Source organism: Staphylococcus sp. HMSC057A08 (assembly GCF_001812925.1).
Classification (GTDB): Bacteria; Bacillota; Bacilli; order Staphylococcales; family Staphylococcaceae; genus Staphylococcus; species Staphylococcus hominis.
In genome coordinates, this window is record NZ_KV810854.1 from 165,168 (window position 1) to 184,573 (window position 19,406).

Below are 19,406 nucleotides of genomic sequence, written 5' to 3' on the forward strand. Positions count from 1 at the left end.
AGACAATACTATGTCCTAGCCTCTTTTTATAATAAAGGAGATAACAATGATATCATTAAATCATCGATTAAAAGTTGTAAGCCAATACTTATTAAGTAATTCATTAGCTGATATCGGTTCTGATCACGCTTATTTACCTATTTATGCATTACAACATCATCTATGCGATGATGCTATTGCTGGCGAAGTAATCAAAGGACCTTATACAGCTGCTAAAAAGAATGTAGCACAGCATCAACTTACTCAACATATCGATGTTCGATTAGGTGATGGTCTTAGTATACTAACTGAGAAAGATAAAGTAGATAATATCACAATTTGTGGAATGGGTGGACCTTTAATAGCGAAAATATTAGATGAAGGTAAAGATAAACTTGCACATCATCCACGTCTAATTTTGCAAAGTAATATTCAAACTGAAACCTTACGCAAGACACTTCAACATCTTAATTATGATATTATCGCTGAAGAAATTTTAGAAGAAAAAGGACATATCTATGAAATTGTAGTTAGTGAATGGAAAGAAAATCTTAATCTTCTTAATAAAAAATCGCTTAAATTTGGTCCTATTCTTTTAAATAATAAAAACGGTATTTTTATAAAAAAGTGGGAAAGAGAGTTAGCAGCTTTAGAGCATATTCGTAATCAATTGAATCCAATACAACATCGTGAGAGACTAGAAGAGATTGAAGAAGAGATATCAATGATAAGAGAGGTACTCTATAATGAAAATTAAAGAACTAATGTCAATTATTGACCAACACGTTCCCCTTAAAACTGCTGAAAGCTGGGATAATGTGGGTTTATTAATTGGAGATGACACTAAAGAGATAACAGGTATTTTGACAGCATTAGATTGCACAATGGAAGTAATAGAAGAGGCAATTAGCAAAGGATACAATACAATTATTGCCCATCACCCTTTAATTTTTAAAGGTATTAAATCATTAGTTAATGATGGATATGGTAAATTAATACACATGCTTATTCAAAATGATATTCAACTTATTGCTTTGCACACCAATTTAGATAATCACATTGATGGTGTCAATGAGATGCTAGCAAAAAAATTAAATTTAACTAATATTAGATTTTTAAATGAAGAAGAATCATTTTACTATAAAGTACAAACTTACATTCCCGAAGAAAATCTAGAATCATTTAAATATCATATTAATAATATTGGTTTAGCAAAAGAAGGGAATTATGAATATTGTTTCTTTGAGTCCAAAGGTAAAAGTCAATTCAAACCAGTTGGAGAGGCTCGCCCTCATATTGGAGAACTAAATCGAATTGAATATGTAAATGAAGTGAAGCTAGAATTTATGATTCGTAAAGATCAATTAAATATTGCTAAAAATGCAATTATTAATTACCATCCTTATGAAACACCTGTATATGATTTTATTAAGATGACGACATCTGCTAATTATGGTCTTGGAAAAATAGGCGAACTAAATGAGCCGTTAAATTTAGAACATTTTGCTAAATATGCTAAAGCACATTTAAATATTCCTAGCGTTCGTTATACAGGTCCTTCAGAAGCGTTAATTAAAACAGTTGCTATTATCGGAGGTGCTGGTATCGGTTTTGAAACTAGTGCTTTTAAAAAGGGAGCAGATGTTTTCGTTACTGGAGACATAAAACATCATGATGCACTTGATGCTAAAACTAATGGCATTCATTTATTAGATATCAATCATTATAGTGAGTACGTTATGAAAGAAGGACTTAAAGGCTTACTAGGACAATGGTTATTTAGTAATGAGAGTAAGCAGTTTAATATAGAAGCTTCAGAAATAAATACAGATCCATTTAATTATATTTAAAACTATACAAAGGAGGTCAGATGAATGGCTAATCATCCATTTGAAATATTTAATTTAAATACAAATCTTATTGATGCAGTTAAAGATTTAAATTTTAATAAACCTACTGAAATTCAAAATAGAATTATTCCACGTATAAAAAAAGGAACCAATTTAATTGGTCAATCACAAACCGGTACTGGCAAATCACACGCCTTTTTATTACCTTTAATAGATTTAATTAATACTGACATTAAAGAACCTCAAAGTATTGTTGTTGCACCAACTCGTGAATTAGCACAACAATTGTATAAAGTGGCTAGTCATCTAGCTAGTTTTCAATCAGATATTAAAGTAAGTTTATTTATTGGTGGTACTGACATAGAGAAAGATAAACAACGAACAAATCAACAACCTCAATTAGTGATTGGTACACCAACACGAATCAATGATTTAGCTCAGAGTGGACATTTGCATATTCATAAGGCATCATATTTAATTATCGATGAAGCAGATTTACTCATTGATTTAGGCTTAATAGAAGATGTTGATTATATTGCTGCTCGTTTAGATGAAAATGCTAATATTGCAGTCTTTAGTGCAACAATTCCAAAATCATTAGAACCGTTTTTAAATAAGTATCTTAGTCACCCTGAATATGTTGTAGTTGATAACAAATCCCAAAATAAAAAAAATATTGAATTTTATTTGATTCCTACTAAAGGAACTGAAAAAGTTGATAAAACTTTGCAATTAATTGATATACTAAATCCATATCTATGTATTATTTTTTGTAACAGTAGAGAAAATGCAAATGAACTTGCTCAATCTCTTAATGAGTCTGGCATTAAAGTTGGTATGATTCATGGCGGTTTAACACCAAGAGAACGTAAACAACAAATGAAACGTATTCGGAATTTAGATTTCCAATATGTTATTGCAAGTGATTTAGCTTCAAGAGGAATTGATATTGAAGGCGTTAGTCATGTAGTGAATTTTGATGTTCCTAATGATATTGATTTCTTTACTCATAGAGTGGGTAGAACAGGACGTGGAAATTATAAAGGCGTGGCTCTAACATTATATAGCCCAGATGAAGAACATAATATTTCTCTTATTGAAGATAAAGGCTACCACTTTGATAATGTTGATATTAAAAATGGAGAACTTAAGCCAATCAAAGCGCACAATACACGTCATAAACGCGAACGTAAAGATGATCATTTAACAAATCAAGTAAAACATAAAGTAAGAAGTAAATCTAAAAATAAAGTTAAACCAGGTTATAAAAAGAAATTTAAACAAGAAGTAGAAAGAATGAAACGACAAGAAAGAAAGCAATACAGTAAACAACGTAGTAGACAACAACGAAAAAACAATAAAAAAGGTTAGGTGAAACAAATGTTAATTGGCTCACATGTATCAATGAGTGGTAAAAAAATGTTAGAAGGATCGGCCGAAGAAGCACATCAATTTGGTGAATCAACATTTATGATTTATACAGGTGCACCTCAAAATACAAGAAGAAAAAGTATAAACGATTTAAATATTGAAAAAGGGCATAAAGTTATGGAACAATATGGTTTATCAAATATTGTTGTACACGCTCCTTACATAATAAACATAGGAAATACAACGAAACCTGAAGTTTATGAATTAGGTGTTAATTTCCTTCAAAATGAGATTGAACGTACGCAAGCTTTAGGAGCGAAAGATATTGTCTTACATCCAGGTGCACATGTAGGTGCTGGTGCAGATAAAGGAATTAATCAGATTATTAAAGGATTAAATGAAGTGTTAACACATGATCATGATGTACGAATTGCACTTGAAACAATGGCTGGAAAAGGAACAGAAATTGGACGTAGTTTTGAAGAACTTGCTCGCATTATTGATGGTGTGACACATAACGATCGGTTATCTATTTGCTTCGATACCTGTCATACACATGATGCTGGTTATAATATCAAAAATGATTTTGATGGCGTTTTGAATGAGTTTGATAAAATTATTGGAATAGACCGTATTAAAGTTGTTCATGTAAATGATAGTAAAAATGAACAAGGTGCACATAAAGACCGACATGAAAATATTGGATTTGGATATATTGGTTTTGATGCCTTGAATAATGTGGTACATCATGAAGCTTTTAAAGACATTCCTAAAATCCTTGAAACTCCTTATGTAGGAGAAGATAAGAAAAATAAAAAGCCGCCTTATCGCTTTGAAATTGAAATGTTAAAATCTCAAATTTTTGATCCTAAATTAAAAGAAAAAATATTGAATCAATAATTAAAATAAGAGTAAGATAGCATAATCTACAAAGAGACTATCTTACTCTTATTTTAATTCGTAAACATTACTATTTACAAAAAACATATATAATTGTATAGTATTTAGCGAGGTGAAAAGATGAATCAACCTGTTTTTGAATTAAAAAATATTGATTATTATTTTGATAATAAACAAGTATTAGAAAACATTAATATCCGAATTAATAGAGGTGACTTTCTTGCAATTGTTGGTCCTAATGGAGCAGGAAAATCTACTCTTTTAAAGGTTATTCTTGGCTTATTACCATTACAACGCGGTGAAATATACATTGACGGGAAATCTTATAAAAAAAATACTCAATCTGCATTAAAAATTAGTTATGTGTCTCAAAAAGCCAATGCTTTTACTGCAGGATTTCCTGCTAGTGTGAAAGAAGTTGTTTTAAGTGGTTTAACTAAAACGAAAAGAATTTTTCAGTGGTTTAATAAAAATGATGAACAACAAGTAGATAATGTCTTACATCGTTTAAATATTCATCATCTAAAGAATAAAAATATTGCAGAATTATCAGGTGGACAACAACAACGTGTACTAATTGCACGCGCTTTAATTTCAAATCCATCTGTCTTAGTATTAGACGAACCGACAAATGGGATTGATGCAAAACATGTGAATGAATTTTATGCCACCTTGCAACATTTAAAAGAAGAAGGTATAACGATTATTTTAGTTACTCATGATATAGGCGTTGTGGTAGACACAGCTACAAAAGTCGCTTGCTTAAATAAACATCTTCATTTCCACGGTTCTACTGAAGAATTTAAGTCTCTTGATGAAGTTGAAATTTCAAAAATATATGGTCATCCAATTAAATTTGTTGATCATCAACATAATCGTTCATGCTGTGAAGCATAATTTTAAATAGGAGTTAATTATGATAAGTATATGGATTAAATTAAGAGGTGAATATCATGATTGAAGCATTGTTAAACTTTGATTTTATGAGATATTCACTTTTAAGTGGGATATTGATTGGTTTTATTGCACCTTTAATTGGTGCATTTATAGTGGTAAGGCGATTATCATTAATTGCTGATGCTTTAAGTCACGTCACACTAGGCGGTATTTCGTTTGGAATGTTTATTATTACCTTATCACCAGTATTAGTATTTATAAACCCTATGTGGTTTGGTATAATCTTTGCAATAGTTGGAGCTTTACTTATAGAAAAATTAAGAACTTCGTATTCAAACTATCAAGAAATTGCAATTCCAATTATAATGAGTGCTGGAATTGCATTAAGCGCAATTTTTATTTCTCTAGCTGATGGGTTCAATCAAGAAATTGTTGGATTATTATTCGGATCAATTAGTGCTGTAAATTTAAGTGACTTAGTCACAATTACGATCATTTCAATCGTCGTATTATTATTCATTCTTTTATTATACAAAGAATTATTTATTTTATCTTTTGATGAGGAATATAGTAAGGTTATTAATATTCCAAAATGGATTCAGTTTTTATTTATAACGATTGTTGCTATGGTTATTTCTGCATCAATGAGAGTAGTAGGAATTTTACTTGTGAGTGCATTAATTACATTACCTGTGGCTATAGCAATGCGATTAACTAAAGGATTTAAACAGTTGATTATCTTAAGTATTATTATAGGTGAATGTTCTGTCATTCTAGGACTTACCTTAGCATTTTATATTAATATATCTCCTGGTGGTGTCATCGTGGTATTATTAGTTCTAATTTTAGGAATAACGATGTTACTACAGAAAACTAAACGAACTGCCAAAAAGGAGCATTAAATTATGAATACAAACGACGCTATTAAAATTTTAAAAGACAATGGGTTAAAATATACTAAGAAAAGAGAAGATATGATTAATATCTTTGTTAATGAAGATAAATATATTAATGCTAAATATATACAACAACAATTAGACAATGATTATCCAGGTATATCTTTTGATACTATTTATCGTAATCTTCATCTTTTTAAAGATTTAAATATTGTTGAAAGTACAGAATTAGATGGAGAAATGAAATTTAGAATCGCTTGTACTAATCACCATCATCATCATTTTATATGTGAAAATTGTGGAGATACAAAAGTAATAGATTTTTGTCCAATTGAGCAAGTTAAGCAATTTCTACCTAATGTAGATATTCATACTCATAAATTAGAAGTATATGGTATATGTGAAACTTGCCATAATAAAGGTATAAATTAAAATGAGATATGTTCTGAGACGTAAATAAGCGTCTCAGTTTTTTTATAGGTCAAAAGTCTGAATTTTTACTAATATTGAAATATAATGTTTAAAAACTACTAAAATGAGATATAAAAAGAGTATAATAAGAAATATGACAACTATGTGAATAATATTTAAAGCAAATGATTTGTTGTACATCATATAGCTTGTTATGATTTATGTGAAGATAATTTAGGAGGATGATTATTTATGGCTTTTGAATTACCAAATTTACCATATGCAGCAGATGCATTAGAACCACATATCGACAAAGAAACAATGGAAATTCATCATGACAAACATCATAACACTTATGTTACAAAATTAAACTCTGCAGTTGAAGGTACTGATTTAGAATCTAAATCAATTGAAGAAATTGTTGCAAATTTAGATAGTGTACCTGAAAATATTCAAACAGCAGTACGTAATAATGGTGGAGGTCATTTAAATCACTCATTATTCTGGGAATTATTAACTCCTAATTCTGAAGAAAAAGGTACTGTAGTTGATAAAATTAAAGAACAATGGGGTTCTTTAGATGAGTTTAAAAAAGAATTCGCTGATAAAGCTGCAGCACGTTTTGGTTCAGGTTGGGCTTGGTTAGTAGTAAATAATGAAAAATTAGAAATTGTTACTACTCCAAATCAAGATAACCCTATTACTGAAGGAAAAACTCCAATTTTAGGCTTAGATGTTTGGGAACATGCTTATTATCTTAAATATCAAAATAAACGTCCAGATTATATCAGTGCTTTCTGGAATGTTGTAAATTGGGAAAAAGTAGACGAGTTATACAATGCTGCTACAAAATAATAAATAAAAAAAGTATTTATTAGTGATCTCTTTTTAGGAGATCACTTTTTTTATGAAAAATATAGAAAAATTATACAATTTCATATATCATTTATAAGTATACATGATTAATAATTGAGGTCGGTTGTCTTGCTTAAAAGATTAAAAGAAAAATCAAATGATGAAAAAATAAAACATACGATGAATAAACGAATTCGTTTTATATTTGGTGCAATTGTTTTGATTTTCGTATTAATTGTCCTAAGACTAGGATATTTACAAATTGCACAAGGTGCACATTATAGTCAATTAGTGAAAAATGATGAGAATATTACTGTCAATGAGTCCGTACCACGAGGAAGAATACTAGATAGAAATGGCAAGATTTTAGTTGATAATGCTTCGAAATTAGCAATTACCTACACGCGTTCTAGAAAAACAAGTCAACAAGACATGTTAAATACCGCTAAAAAATTAGCTAAACTCATTACAATGAATACTGATAAGATTACAAAGCAAGATAAACAAGACTTTTGGATACAAAATCATCCAAAAGAAGTTAATAAATTAATGAAAAAAGAAACAACTATGCTTAACAATGGTAGCATAAGTCAAGAACAGTATGATAAACAATTACATAGTAAAATTAAAAATACTCAATTAAATAGTTTATCTAAGCATGATTTACAAGTGTTAGCTATATATAGAGAAATGTCATCTGGATCTACACTTGATCCGCAAATGATAAAAAATGAAGATGTTAGTGAAAAGGAATATGCTGCTGTTTCTCAACAATTGGATAATTTACCTGGTGTCAATACTTCAATGGACTGGGATCGAAAATATCCATATGGTGAAACTTTAAGAAGTATATTTGGTAGTGTTTCTACACCTTCTGAGGGTATTCCTAAAGAATTAACTGAACAGTATTTAGCAAAAGGATATTCTAGAAATGACAGGGTAGGGAAAGCTTATCTAGAGTATCAATATGAAGACATTCTACGTGGTAAAAAGAAACAGCTGAAATACACTACTGATAAATCTGGTAAAGTTATTAGTTCTAAAGTGATTAACCCTGGGTCACGTGGAAATGATTTACAACTAACAATTGACATTGATTTACAGAAAAAAGTTGAGTCTCTGTTAGAAAACGAAATAAAAACACTGCGTAGTCAAGGAGCAACTAACATGGACAATGCGCTTGTAGTTGTTCAAAATCCTAAAAATGGTGATATTCTTGCAATGGCTGGAAGACAAATTGATAAAAATGGTGAACTGCTAGATTATGATTTAGGTAACTTTACTGGCCAATTTGCAGTCGGTTCTTCTGTTAAAGGAGCAACCTTATTAACTGGTTATCAAAATCATACTATCAAAGTCGGTGAAGAAATGATTGATGAACCTTTACACTTTAGAGGCGGACTAACTAAACGTTCTTACTTTAACCAAAATGGCAAAGTCCTAATTAACGACAAAGAAGCATTAATGCATTCTTCAAACGTATATATGTTTAAAACTGCTTTAAGACTAGCTGGTGATCCTTACTCAAGTGGTATGAGTTTACCTAATAATATTGAAGAAGCTGGTCAAAAACTAAGAAAAGGTCTAAATCAAGTAGGATTAGGTGTTAAAACAGGTATCGATTTACCTAATGAAACAATTGGTCAAATTGAACCATTAACTAATAATCCAGGCAATTATTTAGATTTATCAATAGGTCAGTATGATACTTATACACCTATTCAACTTTCACAATATATATCTACAATTGCAAATAATGGTTACAGAGTACAACCGCACATTGGTTTAGCTATACATGACGCAACAAATAGTGATCAAGTAGGACCGGTAAAAGATAAAATTAAAGGTAATATACTAAATAAAGTTAATAATTCTCAAGATGAGATAGATGAAGTAAAACAAGGATTCAAGATGGCTTTCAATGAAAAAGATGGTACAGGCTATGCAAGCTTCCATAAAACTGTTGTTCCATCAGCTGGTAAAACTGGTACTGCTGAAGTTTATCAAAATGGACAATCTAGAGTTAACTCAACATATATAGGTTATGCGCCTATTAAAGATCCTAAATTAGCTTTTTCTATCGTATATACTAATCAACCTGTTCCACCACCATGGTTAAATGGGGGAGATTTAGGAAGAGATATCATTAATTACTACTTTAAAAATGAAAAATAATTTTAATAACCGTTGATAAGATGCTTTTCTACTTAATACTAGTAAAAATTAATACTTTTCAATTAATCGTCTAAGTGGTATGATAATAAAGTCGTATTTAGAAAAGGTAAGGAGGTATAATCATGCGCGTAAACGTAACATTAGCTTGTACTGAATGTGGTGACAGAAACTACATTACTACTAAAAATAAAAGAAACAATCCTGAACGTATTGAAATGAAAAAATATTGTTCACGTGATAACAAACAAACTCTACATCGTGAAACTAAATAATATTAAAAGTAAAAAAGGTTGGAACAAAATTGTTCCAACCTTTTTTACTTTAGTAGATCATTCAACCATTAATCATCTTAAATATATAATTAGCAATTATATTTATTTTATATAGATTAATATATTTTTTAACTTAAAATAATTTGAATTATCATAAATGACATCACTATATAATAACGTTATAATATATTAAAGGATGGGAGAAAGAATGGGTAAAAAGCAAATTAGAAAAAATATTTTATCACAAATGAAAGACTTTGATAAAAAAAATAAGCGTAAAGCTGATATTTGGTTAATGAAACAATTAATTGAAAATGAAAAATTTAAAAAAGCACATCGTATCGGTATATTTTTGTCTATGCCACACGAGATTAATACATACAATATTATTACTTTCGCTTTAGATAATGGAAAACAAATTTTTGTGCCCGATACAGATTACAGAAGTCGTAATATGAATTTTAAACAACTATTAGATTTGTCATCAATAGCTACCGATGATAAAGGTATTAATTATGTTAATGAAGATACATCTATTAGTAATGACATGGACTTACTTATTGTACCTGGAATAGCTTTTCAAACAAATGGTTTTCGTATAGGATACGGAGGAGGTTACTATGATAAATTTCTAAATCAACACGATATTAACTCGATTAGTCTTATATATGACTTCCAAATATCAGATTTCGATGTGGAAAAACATGATCAACCTGTAGATAATTTAATTATATGTAATACTAAATTTGGGAGGAATTAATGAATATTGATAAACTATATTGGAAATCAATTTATTATTGGATCAAATATTTTAACTATAAATTAGAACACACAGATAAAAATACAAATGAAATTTGGTTATCCAATAAGAAAAAAGAAGAACTTATTGTATTTAGAAAAGAAGTGAGTTCAACTCAAGAGATACGCTTCGACAAATCTAAAATAAATGATCATAAAGAGAATTTACAAAAAAAGTTAGGATTTAAAATTAAAAAAGTCGAGTTCTTCTACTTTTTAGAAACATCGATGAATATTGATCATCTCGATGAAATGCATCCTACTAAGTTGATTTATCATAGTATCACTAATGAAAAAGACTTAGAAAATACAATGCCTAATTTTATTTTAAAAAAGCGCATTAATAAAAAAGAAAAAAAATCATCGTTGGATTATAAAAAACGTGTACTTAATACGAATCTTGTTGATAAGTATATGATGATGTTTTCACCAATGACTTATACACTTATAGCTATAAACGTTCTAATATGGTTATATATGAAGATTTATCTAAATCATTTTTCAGATATTAAGTTACTAGATGTTGGGGGATTAGTACACTTCAATGTAGTGCACGGAGAGTGGTACCGTCTTATTACCTCGATGTTTTTACATTTTAATTTTGAACATATTTTAATGAATATGCTATCTTTATTCATTTTTGGTAAAATTGTAGAGACTATCGTTGGTCCATATAAAATGTTAGGTATCTATTTAATTTCTGGTTTATTTGGAAACTTTGCTTCGTTATCCTTTAATATAAGTACCATATCTGTTGGTGCAAGTGGAGCTATTTTTGGTCTTATAGGAGCTATTTTAACGATGATGTACTTAAGTAAGACTTTTAATAAGAAAATGATAATACAATTGTTAGTTGTTGTATTAATATTGATTTTTGTCTCGCTATTTATGTCGAACATTAATTTAATGGCTCATTTAGGTGGTTTCATAGGTGGTTTCCTTATTACATTAATAGGCTATTATTTTCATGAGAACCGTAATTTATTTTGGTTATTTTTAATTTTATTATTAGTACTTTTTGTTTTATTACAAATTAGATTATTTTCAATTAAAGAGGAAAATATTTACGATAAACTTATTAAAGACGAAATGATATCTTATAATTATGATGATGCTTTATCAATTGTTGAACATACAATCAATAAAGGATACGATGATGATGAAACATATTACTTAAAGGGTTTAATAACTGCTACTAAAAGTTCTAAAGCAGAAGCAATGGCTGATTGGGAAAGAGGCCTAAGAAGTCATCCTAACTCTGCATTACTAAACTACGAATTATCCATAGCTAATAGAGCATTAAATGATAACGATAAATCTTTAAAATATATAAAAAAAGCTTTAAAAATTGATGGCAACAACCAAAGCTATAAAAATTTAGAAAAAGAATTGAAAGATAGTAATGAATCTAAAAATTAACAATTTTTATGATGTCTTGCAACTTTTGAAACGTTATGGTTTTATTATATATTTTAAAGATAAAGAAGATATGTATGAAATGATGCAACAAGAAATACGTTCTCTTTACAATTATGATCTTTTATCAAAAGAAGAATATCTAAAATGTATTTTAATAATTAATCAAAGAAGGAATGAGCATAAATGAAAAATATTATTTTAGCAGCTGATATAGGTGGAACAACATGTAAACTAGGTATCTTTGATACGAAATTAGAACGATTACATAAATGGTCTATTGAAACCGATACTTCAGACCATACAGGTCGAACATTATTAAGGCAAGTCTTTGATTCTTTTAAAGAAGCAACTGAATCTTATCACTTTGATCTTCAAAATGTTATCGGAGTTGGTATAGGAGTTCCCGGTCCTGTTGATTTTGAAACGGGAATCGTACATGGGGCTGTTAATTTACATTGGCCTGGAAATGTAAATGTGAGAGAGATTTTTAGTGAATTTATAGATTGTCCTGTATATGTTGATAATGATGCAAATGTAGCTGCACTAGGTGAAAAGCATAAAGGTGCGGGTCAAGGTGCAAATGATGTAGTTGCTATTACACTTGGTACTGGTCTTGGTGGAGGTATCATTTCAAATGGTGAAATTGTACATGGTCATAATGGTTCAGGTGCGGAAATAGGTCATATTAGAACTGATTTTGATCAACGTTTTAATTGTAACTGCGGCAAATCAGGATGTATTGAAACTGTTGCTTCAGCTACTGGAGTTGTTAATTTAGTCAATTTTTATTATCCTAAACTTACTTTTAAATCATCTATTTTATCACTTATAAAAGAAAATAAAGTAACTGCTAAAGCTGTATTTGATGCAGCAAAAGCAGGAGATCAATTCTGCATATTTATAACAGAAAAGGTCGCAAATCATATCGCTTATTTATGTAGTATAATTAGTGCTACAAGCAATCCTAAATATATTGTTTTAGGTGGAGGAATGTCTACAGCAGGATTAATATTAATTGAAAATATTAAAACAGAATATCATAATTTAACATTTACTCCTGCTCAAAAAGATACTGAAATTGTCCAAGCAAAACTTGGAAATGATGCTGGTATCACTGGTGCTGCTGGACTAATAAAAACATATATAATTGAAAAGGATGGTGTTAAATAATGGCTATTGTTGATGTAGTTGTTATACCAGTTGGAACGGAAGGTCCAAGTGTTAGTAAATATATTGCAGAAATCCAAATGAAACTAGAAGAATTTAAAAAACAAGGTAAAATCGACTATCAATTAACACCTATGAATACGCTTATCGAAGGTGATCTTAAAGATTTATTTGAAGTAGTTCAAGCAATTCACGAATTACCATTTGATAAAAGATTAAATAGAGTATGTACAAATATCCGTATTGATGATAGAAGAGATAAGTCTCGTAAAATGAATGATAAGTTAAAATCTGTTCAAAAACATTTAGATAAACAAGGTGAGTAATATGAGAATTTCTACTTTATCTTTAGGATTAGTTGATACAAACGCATATTTTATAGAAAGCGATAACAGTGTATTATTAGTTGACCCTGCCGGAGAATCTGATAAAATATTTAAGCAATTAAATCAAATCAATAAACTTTTGAAAGCAATATTACTTACACATGCTCATTTTGATCATATTGGTGCTTTAGATGATGTGTTATCCAAATATGATGTACCTGTTTATATGCATAAAGAAGAATTTTCTTTCTTAACTGATCCTGAAAAAAATGGTTCTTCAAAGTTTAAACAATATGGTATGCCACTCACTACTAGTAAAGCTCAACCAATTGCTTTAGATGAAGGTAATTTTACAATTGATGAATTTAAATTCAATGTTATTCATACACCAGGTCATTCACCAGGAAGTTTAACTTACGTTTTTGACGATTTTGCAGTAGTCGGAGATACATTATTTAATAACGGTATTGGAAGAACAGACTTATATAGAGGAGACTATGAAACATTAGTAAACTCAATTAAAGACAAATTATTTGAATTAGACGGAGATTTGCCTTTATTCCCAGGTCACGGTCAATACACTACGGTAGATGATGAACAACTCAATCCATATTTAGATGGACAATAAAAAAAGTAATTTAAACACCTCTTACGTTTATATATGTAGGAGGTGTTTTTTTGAAATTATTATTTCAAGAAATAATTAATAAAGCAATTTCAAAAAATGCAAGTGACGTACACTTTATTCCTTCAGAGGATAAAGTACATATTAAATTCAGAGTGAATGATAGGTTAGAGACGTATGAAATATTTAGTAATGACATTTATGAAAAATTATTAATTTATATGAAATTTAAAGCAAATTTAGATGTATCAACACATCAAGTAGCTCAAAGTGGTAGATATACTTATCATGCTAAATCAATATTTTATTTAAGAATTTCTACTTTACCTTTGTCATTAGGAATAGAAAGTTGTGTTATCAGACTTATCCCTCAATATTTCACTTCTAAAAGAGAGTATAAAGACTTTAATGACTTTAAACCTCTAATGAATAAAAAGCAAGGTCTCATTTTACTTACTGGTCCAACAGGTTCAGGTAAAAGTACTTTGATGTATCAATTAGTACTCTATGCTTTTCAAGAATTAAATTTAAATGTTATTACAATAGAAAATCCTGTTGAACAATTATTAAAAGGCATAACACAAGTGTCAGTAAATCATAAAGCTGGTATAGATTATGTTAATTCATTTAAAGCAATATTAAGATGTGATCCAGATGTTATTTTAATTGGTGAAATTAGAGATGCTGAAGTGGCAAAATGTGTTATTCAAGCAAGTTTAAGTGGTCATTTAGTACTAACCACTATGCATTCAAGCAATTGTAAGGGCGCAATACTCAGATTGTTAGAGATGGGGATTAGTGTTCAAGAAATTTCACAAGCAATAAATGTCATTTCAAATCAAAGATTAGTTACAACTACTTTAAATCAAAGAAAGCTTGTTTGTGAGTCTATTACAAATAATCAAATTCAATATTTTTTTGAACATAACCATACGCTTCCTGAGACATTTAATAATTTAAAAGAAAAATTGTTATCGCTATCGAAAGAAGGTCTTATATGTGAAGATGTGGTTGAAAAATATATTTAACAAACATTCTAAAGTTCTTAGCGAAAACCAACAAATTATACTTCTAAATAATTTGAATAACTTACTTAAAAGTGGATTTACATTATTAGAATGTTTTAATTTTATAAATTTGTATTTTAATTATAAAAATAAAAATATAGCAAATAAGATAGTTAAAATAATAAAAACGGGAGGAGAATGCGATCAAATATTAGAATTAATAGGCTATCCTAAATCTATTATCACTCAAATTCAATTTGCGCAGAAATATGGGAATATAAATGAAGCACTAGAGGAAGCAATGAATTATTTAAAAACAAATCTTCAAGCTAAACAACGAATATTAAAAGCTATTCAATATCCCATTATTTTAATTGCAATATTTATAACTATGTTAAGTATATTAAATTATACAGTTTTACCTCAATTTAAACATCTGTATTCAATGATGGATGTTAAACTCAATTTATCACAAACTATTATTACATATTTAATTAGTCATTTACCACAAATTTTTCTTTTTGTTTTTTCTACTTTACTAACTTTATCCATCATTATATTTATCTTTCTTAATAAATTAGATATATCCAAAAAACTTACATTCATTTCTTACATACCAATTGTACGTTTTTATTATTCGACTATAAAAACATATCAACTTGCTAATGATTTAGCTTTATTTTATAAAAATGGTATTAGTATTCAACAAGTCGTAGATATGTACATTCATCTACAAAACAACTCATTTTTGAATTATATTGGTATCGTTATTCAAAATGAACTAAATAGAGGCATTAATTTACCCAATATTTTGATTAAAATACCATGTTATCAATATGATTTAATACAGTTTATTAAGCAAGGTGAGAAAAACAATAAATTAGATATTGAGTTGAAAATGTATTGTCAAATATTAATTCAAAGGCTCCAACAAACAGCTTTAAAACAATCAAAAATGATCCAACCTATCGTATTTATATTCTTAGGAGCCTTTATAGTCAGCTTGTATCTAGTGATCATGTTACCCATGTTCCAACTTATGCAAAATATTAAATAAAGTAAAATGGAGGTTTTTATGAAAAAATTCAAACATAAATTAAAAGCTTTTACTTTAATCGAGATGTTACTTGTACTATTAATAATTAGTGTTTTACTCATTCTTATTATTCCAAACATAACTAAACAAATGGCACATATTCAATCAACAGGATGTGAAGCACAAGTGAAAATGGTCAATAGTCAAATTGAAGCTTATACTTTAAAACATAATAGAGTTCCTAATTCTATTGAGGACTTAATAACTGAAGGGTTTATAAAACAAGGGCAATCATCTTGTAAGTCTGGAGAAACTATCAGTATTAAAAATGGAGAAGCAGTTGCAGAGTAAGAGTATTAAATCATTCACTTTTATAGAGAGCCTATTAATCATTTTGATTTTAACAATCTTACTTAATGCAACGTTAAGGGTAAATGTATTTAACAATATTTCTTTGTCAGACGATATAAAAGCAACACAATTTGTTAATCAATTAGAATATTTTAAATCTAAAGCGATGCGTAATCATCAATCTATTACATTGTTAATTTCAAAACATTCCTCAATTATAAAAGTAATAGAAGCACATGGTGGTCGGTACAATTACAATATTGAAGATGGAAAAATAGTTGAAGTTAAAAATTTAGGGAAAATTACTTTTAATAAAGAAGGAAGAACAAATCAGTTTGGCTCTTTAATATTGAAAATTAATCAACATCAATATAAATTAATCATTAATATTGAAAAAGGAAGAATTAGATATTTTAAAATTTAAAGCAGTGTTACTCATCGATAGTTTATTTAGCTTATATATATTCACTACTATAGTTTTTACTTTAATTCCACTACTAATCAGTTTAAATCATACATTAAAAAGAGAATACCAAATTGTTGAAATCAAGCAAACCATAATGAGTAGTATCAACCATTATGATAAAAAAACCATTTCAAAAGGTATAAATTTAGGTGATTATCATATTAAACTTTATTCCAATAAAATATGTGGACTTCACAAAGAAACTGAAATCGAATCATGCGTTAAATATTAAATTAAAATCGTTCACTTTAATAGAAATGTTAGTTTCATTATTTTTAACAACAATGATGTTAACATTTTTTCCTCAATTAATTAAATTGACTCATTCCTATTTATACGAGTCATATAATAGTTATCAAACAGAATATGCTTTTTTTCAGACAAATATAACTCAAATTATTTCGAAAAAACATCATGCCCTTATAATTAAGGATAAACATACAATTATCATTGATAATGAATCGTCTAAAGATTATATAGAATTTAAAAACAACAAACTATTTTACAAAATTAATGGAAATGGCAATATCGTTTTACTAAATAACGTCATCAATGCAGAATTTCAAATTTTACCTTCTAACATCATAAAATTAAATCTAAAAATAGGTGATAAAAACGACTACTATGAAAAAAACTTATTTTTATAAAATGAAAGGATATATAAGTAGCTATACATTATTTATTCTTAGTATATATTTGATAATTATATCTACTTATTCTGCTCAATATAGTATAAAATTAAAAACAATACATAATATTCAAATATATTATGATAGTATAATAAGTGATAAACTTAAGAGAGGTGATTAGGATGACTCATTCTTATTTACCACTTATATTAACAGGCTTTATGGGTACTGGTAAAAGTACTATTGGTGAATATTTGGCTTCAAAATTATACTATTCATATATTGATTTAGATACATATATAGAAATGAAAGAATTTAAAACAATACCAGATATTTTTAATGAAATTGGTGAAAAAGGATTTCGTAAGTTAGAATATAACTATTTAAAGGATTGTATTGGTAAATACGATATTATATCAACGGGAGGAGGGATTATAGAAAACGATGATTCTATCTCACTTTTAAAAAATAAAACAGTTATTTGGTTAGATTGTGATATTGATATTATCTATCATAGAATTGCTAATGATCCACATAGACCAAATGCGAAAAACAAAAGTGAAAAACAATTAAAAGACTTGTATTTATCGAGAGTTTCAAGATATAATGAAATCGCATCCACAAAAGTAGATAGTAGTAAAACAATTGAATGTGTATATAAAACAATTTTAAATCATATACCATGCGAATGATCAGTATTAGAGAGAATAACTTGAACTGATTCTATAGTTGTTTTGAAATTATGTCATGTTATCGCCGAAGGTGCAAGTAAACTACGAAACTCTCAGGCAAAAGGATAATACTGTTACGCAGTCCTGGATTTGTTATTTAGACAGGGTAGCTTCTGCTACTCTGCTTTTTTTATAAAATAGGGGGTTTTTAAATGACAAGCGAATTAAAAAAGACACCATTATATGAAACTTATGTAAATAGTGGTGCTAAAATAGTTGAATTCGGTGGGTGGGCTATGCCTGTCCAATTTACTAGTATTAAAGAAGAACATAACGCAGTTAGATACAAAGTGGGTATGTTCGATGTAAGTCATATGGGAGAAATTTTAATTGAAGGTGAAAATGCTAGTAAATTTGTTCAATATTTACTTTCAAATGATACTACTAATTTATCTGAAACTAAAGCTCAATATACAGCTTTATGTAATGATGAGGGTGGTATTATTGATGATTTAGTAACATATAAAATTGCTGATAACAAATACTTATTAATTGTTAATGCAGCCAATACTGATAAGGATTTCGAATGGATTCAAAAACATCAATCTAAATTTAATGCTGCTGTAACAAATGTGTCTGAACAATATGGTCAATTAGCGATTCAAGGTCCTCAAGCAAGAACTTTAGTAAGTGAACTTGTTGATGTTGATGTAAGTGAAATGAAGCCTTTTGAATTCAAACAAAATGTAACTATCTTTGGAAAAAATGTTATCTTATCTCAATCTGGATATACAGGTGAAGATGGTTTTGAAATTTATTGTAATTCAAATGATACAGTTGACATTTGGAATGGTTTTATTGATAAAGGCGTTGTACCTTGTGGTTTAGGTGCAAGAGATACACTTAGATTAGAAGCTGGTTTACCTCTTCATGGACAAGATCTCACTGAATCAATCACGCCTTATGAAGGTGGAATTGGTTTTGCTGCTAAACCTTTAATTGAAGATGAATTTATTGGTAAATCTGTTTTAAAAGATCAAAAAGAGAATGGGTCAAAACGACGTACTGTGGGTTTAGAACTTATAGATAAAGGCATTGCAAGAACGGGTTATACAGTAATGAATCTTGACGGAAAAGAAATAGGTGAAATTACTTCAGGAACTCAATCACCTTCTTCAGGAAAATCAATTGCTATGGCTATTATTGATCGTGATGAATTTGAGTTAGGTAAAGAATTACTAGTTCAAGTTCGTAAAAGACAATTAAAAGCTAAAATTGTTAAGAAAAACCAAATCGAAAAATAAC

22 protein-coding genes and 1 riboswitch are annotated in these 19,406 nt (G+C 28.6%); all 22 genes read left to right on the plus strand.

The window, feature by feature from the left end; all coding sequences use genetic code 11:
- Positions 1-46: 46 nt before the first annotated feature.
- Positions 47-736 (plus strand): tRNA (adenine(22)-N(1))-methyltransferase, encoded by a 690-nt coding sequence (locus HMPREF2881_RS05385; RefSeq protein WP_002449878.1) that lies wholly within the window; start codon positions 47-49, stop codon positions 734-736.
- On the plus strand, positions 726-1,829 hold the full coding sequence (locus HMPREF2881_RS05390; RefSeq protein WP_070653673.1) for a Nif3-like dinuclear metal center hexameric protein: 1,104 nt from the start codon (positions 726-728) through the stop codon (positions 1,827-1,829). Before HMPREF2881_RS05385 ends, HMPREF2881_RS05390 begins: the two co-directional genes overlap by 11 nt.
- Positions 1,830-1,853: 24 nt before the next feature.
- Positions 1,854-3,200 (plus strand): DEAD/DEAH box helicase, encoded by a 1,347-nt coding sequence (locus HMPREF2881_RS05395; RefSeq protein ID WP_002449896.1) that lies wholly within the window; start codon positions 1,854-1,856, stop codon positions 3,198-3,200.
- A gap of 9 nt (positions 3,201-3,209) precedes the next feature.
- Entirely contained in the window at positions 3,210-4,100 is an 891-nt protein-coding gene (locus tag HMPREF2881_RS05400) for a deoxyribonuclease IV (protein WP_002449740.1), read from the plus strand.
- A 120-nt stretch (positions 4,101-4,220) separates the two neighbouring features.
- The gene (locus HMPREF2881_RS05405) at positions 4,221-4,997 is read left to right on the plus strand and encodes a metal ABC transporter ATP-binding protein (RefSeq protein ID WP_002455284.1); all 777 of its coding nucleotides are present in this window, start codon (positions 4,221-4,223) and stop codon (positions 4,995-4,997) included.
- Positions 4,998-5,053: 56 nt separating this feature from the next.
- Complete coding sequence (locus HMPREF2881_RS05410) at positions 5,054-5,899, plus strand: metal ABC transporter permease (RefSeq protein ID WP_002449745.1); 846 nt, start codon at positions 5,054-5,056, stop codon at positions 5,897-5,899.
- A 3-nt stretch (positions 5,900-5,902) separates the two neighbouring features.
- A complete protein-coding gene (locus HMPREF2881_RS05415; RefSeq protein WP_002455286.1) occupies positions 5,903-6,325 on the plus strand; it encodes a Fur family transcriptional regulator in 423 nt (140 codons plus the stop codon).
- A 231-nt stretch (positions 6,326-6,556) separates the two neighbouring features.
- Positions 6,557-7,159, plus strand: a complete 603-nt coding sequence (locus HMPREF2881_RS05420) for a superoxide dismutase (protein WP_002488511.1) — start codon at positions 6,557-6,559, stop codon at positions 7,157-7,159.
- Positions 7,160-7,288: 129 nt separating this feature from the next.
- The gene (locus HMPREF2881_RS05425) at positions 7,289-9,334 is read left to right on the plus strand and encodes a peptidoglycan D,D-transpeptidase FtsI family protein (RefSeq protein WP_002449757.1); all 2,046 of its coding nucleotides are present in this window, start codon (positions 7,289-7,291) and stop codon (positions 9,332-9,334) included.
- Between the two features lie 122 nt (positions 9,335-9,456).
- Positions 9,457-9,606: a 50S ribosomal protein L33 gene (gene rpmG / locus HMPREF2881_RS05430; protein ID WP_002449881.1), complete on the plus strand. Its 150-nt coding sequence runs from the start codon at positions 9,457-9,459 to the stop codon at positions 9,604-9,606.
- A gap of 208 nt (positions 9,607-9,814) precedes the next feature.
- Complete coding sequence (locus tag HMPREF2881_RS05435) at positions 9,815-10,366, plus strand: 5-formyltetrahydrofolate cyclo-ligase (protein WP_002449726.1); 552 nt, start codon at positions 9,815-9,817, stop codon at positions 10,364-10,366.
- Positions 10,366-11,823, plus strand: a complete 1,458-nt coding sequence (locus tag HMPREF2881_RS05440; protein WP_002488530.1) for a rhomboid family protein — start codon at positions 10,366-10,368, stop codon at positions 11,821-11,823. Before HMPREF2881_RS05435 ends, HMPREF2881_RS05440 begins: the two co-directional genes overlap by 1 nt.
- The gene (locus HMPREF2881_RS05445) at positions 11,807-12,010 is read left to right on the plus strand and encodes a YqgQ family protein (protein WP_037555982.1); all 204 of its coding nucleotides are present in this window, start codon (positions 11,807-11,809) and stop codon (positions 12,008-12,010) included. Before HMPREF2881_RS05440 ends, HMPREF2881_RS05445 begins: the two co-directional genes overlap by 17 nt.
- A complete protein-coding gene (locus tag HMPREF2881_RS05450) occupies positions 12,007-12,993 on the plus strand; it encodes an ROK family glucokinase (RefSeq protein ID WP_002449785.1) in 987 nt (328 codons plus the stop codon). The genes HMPREF2881_RS05445 and HMPREF2881_RS05450 overlap by 4 nt, the downstream gene beginning before the upstream one ends.
- Entirely contained in the window at positions 12,993-13,316 is a 324-nt protein-coding gene (locus HMPREF2881_RS05455) for an MTH1187 family thiamine-binding protein (protein WP_002488539.1), read from the plus strand. The genes HMPREF2881_RS05450 and HMPREF2881_RS05455 overlap by 1 nt, the downstream gene beginning before the upstream one ends.
- A gap of 1 nt (position 13,317) precedes the next feature.
- A complete protein-coding gene (locus tag HMPREF2881_RS05460) occupies positions 13,318-13,944 on the plus strand; it encodes an MBL fold metallo-hydrolase (protein WP_002488554.1) in 627 nt (208 codons plus the stop codon).
- A 50-nt stretch (positions 13,945-13,994) separates the two neighbouring features.
- A complete protein-coding gene (comGA, locus tag HMPREF2881_RS05465) occupies positions 13,995-14,969 on the plus strand; it encodes a competence type IV pilus ATPase ComGA (RefSeq protein WP_002449861.1) in 975 nt (324 codons plus the stop codon).
- Entirely contained in the window at positions 14,941-16,005 is a 1,065-nt protein-coding gene (comGB, locus tag HMPREF2881_RS05470; RefSeq protein WP_002455292.1) for a competence type IV pilus assembly protein ComGB, read from the plus strand. Before comGA ends, comGB begins: the two co-directional genes overlap by 29 nt.
- Positions 16,006-16,023: 18 nt before the next feature.
- On the plus strand, positions 16,024-16,335 hold the full coding sequence (comGC, locus tag HMPREF2881_RS05475; RefSeq protein ID WP_002488514.1) for a competence type IV pilus major pilin ComGC: 312 nt from the start codon (positions 16,024-16,026) through the stop codon (positions 16,333-16,335).
- Positions 16,325-16,759 carry a competence type IV pilus minor pilin ComGD gene (comGD, locus tag HMPREF2881_RS05480; protein WP_002449773.1) on the plus strand — a complete coding sequence of 145 codons (435 nt, stop codon included), beginning with the start codon at positions 16,325-16,327 and terminating at the stop codon, positions 16,757-16,759. Before comGC ends, comGD begins: the two co-directional genes overlap by 11 nt.
- Before the next feature lie 853 nt (positions 16,760-17,612).
- On the plus strand, positions 17,613-18,122 hold the full coding sequence (locus tag HMPREF2881_RS05495) for a shikimate kinase (protein ID WP_002449809.1): 510 nt from the start codon (positions 17,613-17,615) through the stop codon (positions 18,120-18,122).
- A riboswitch (glycine riboswitch) is annotated at positions 18,119-18,240 on the plus strand. Its footprint overlaps the gene before it by 4 nt.
- A 73-nt stretch (positions 18,241-18,313) precedes the next feature.
- Positions 18,314-19,405, plus strand: coding sequence for a glycine cleavage system aminomethyltransferase GcvT (gene gcvT, locus HMPREF2881_RS05500; RefSeq protein WP_002488553.1), 1,092 nt, complete (start codon positions 18,314-18,316; stop codon positions 19,403-19,405).
- Position 19,406 lies beyond the last annotated feature (1 nt).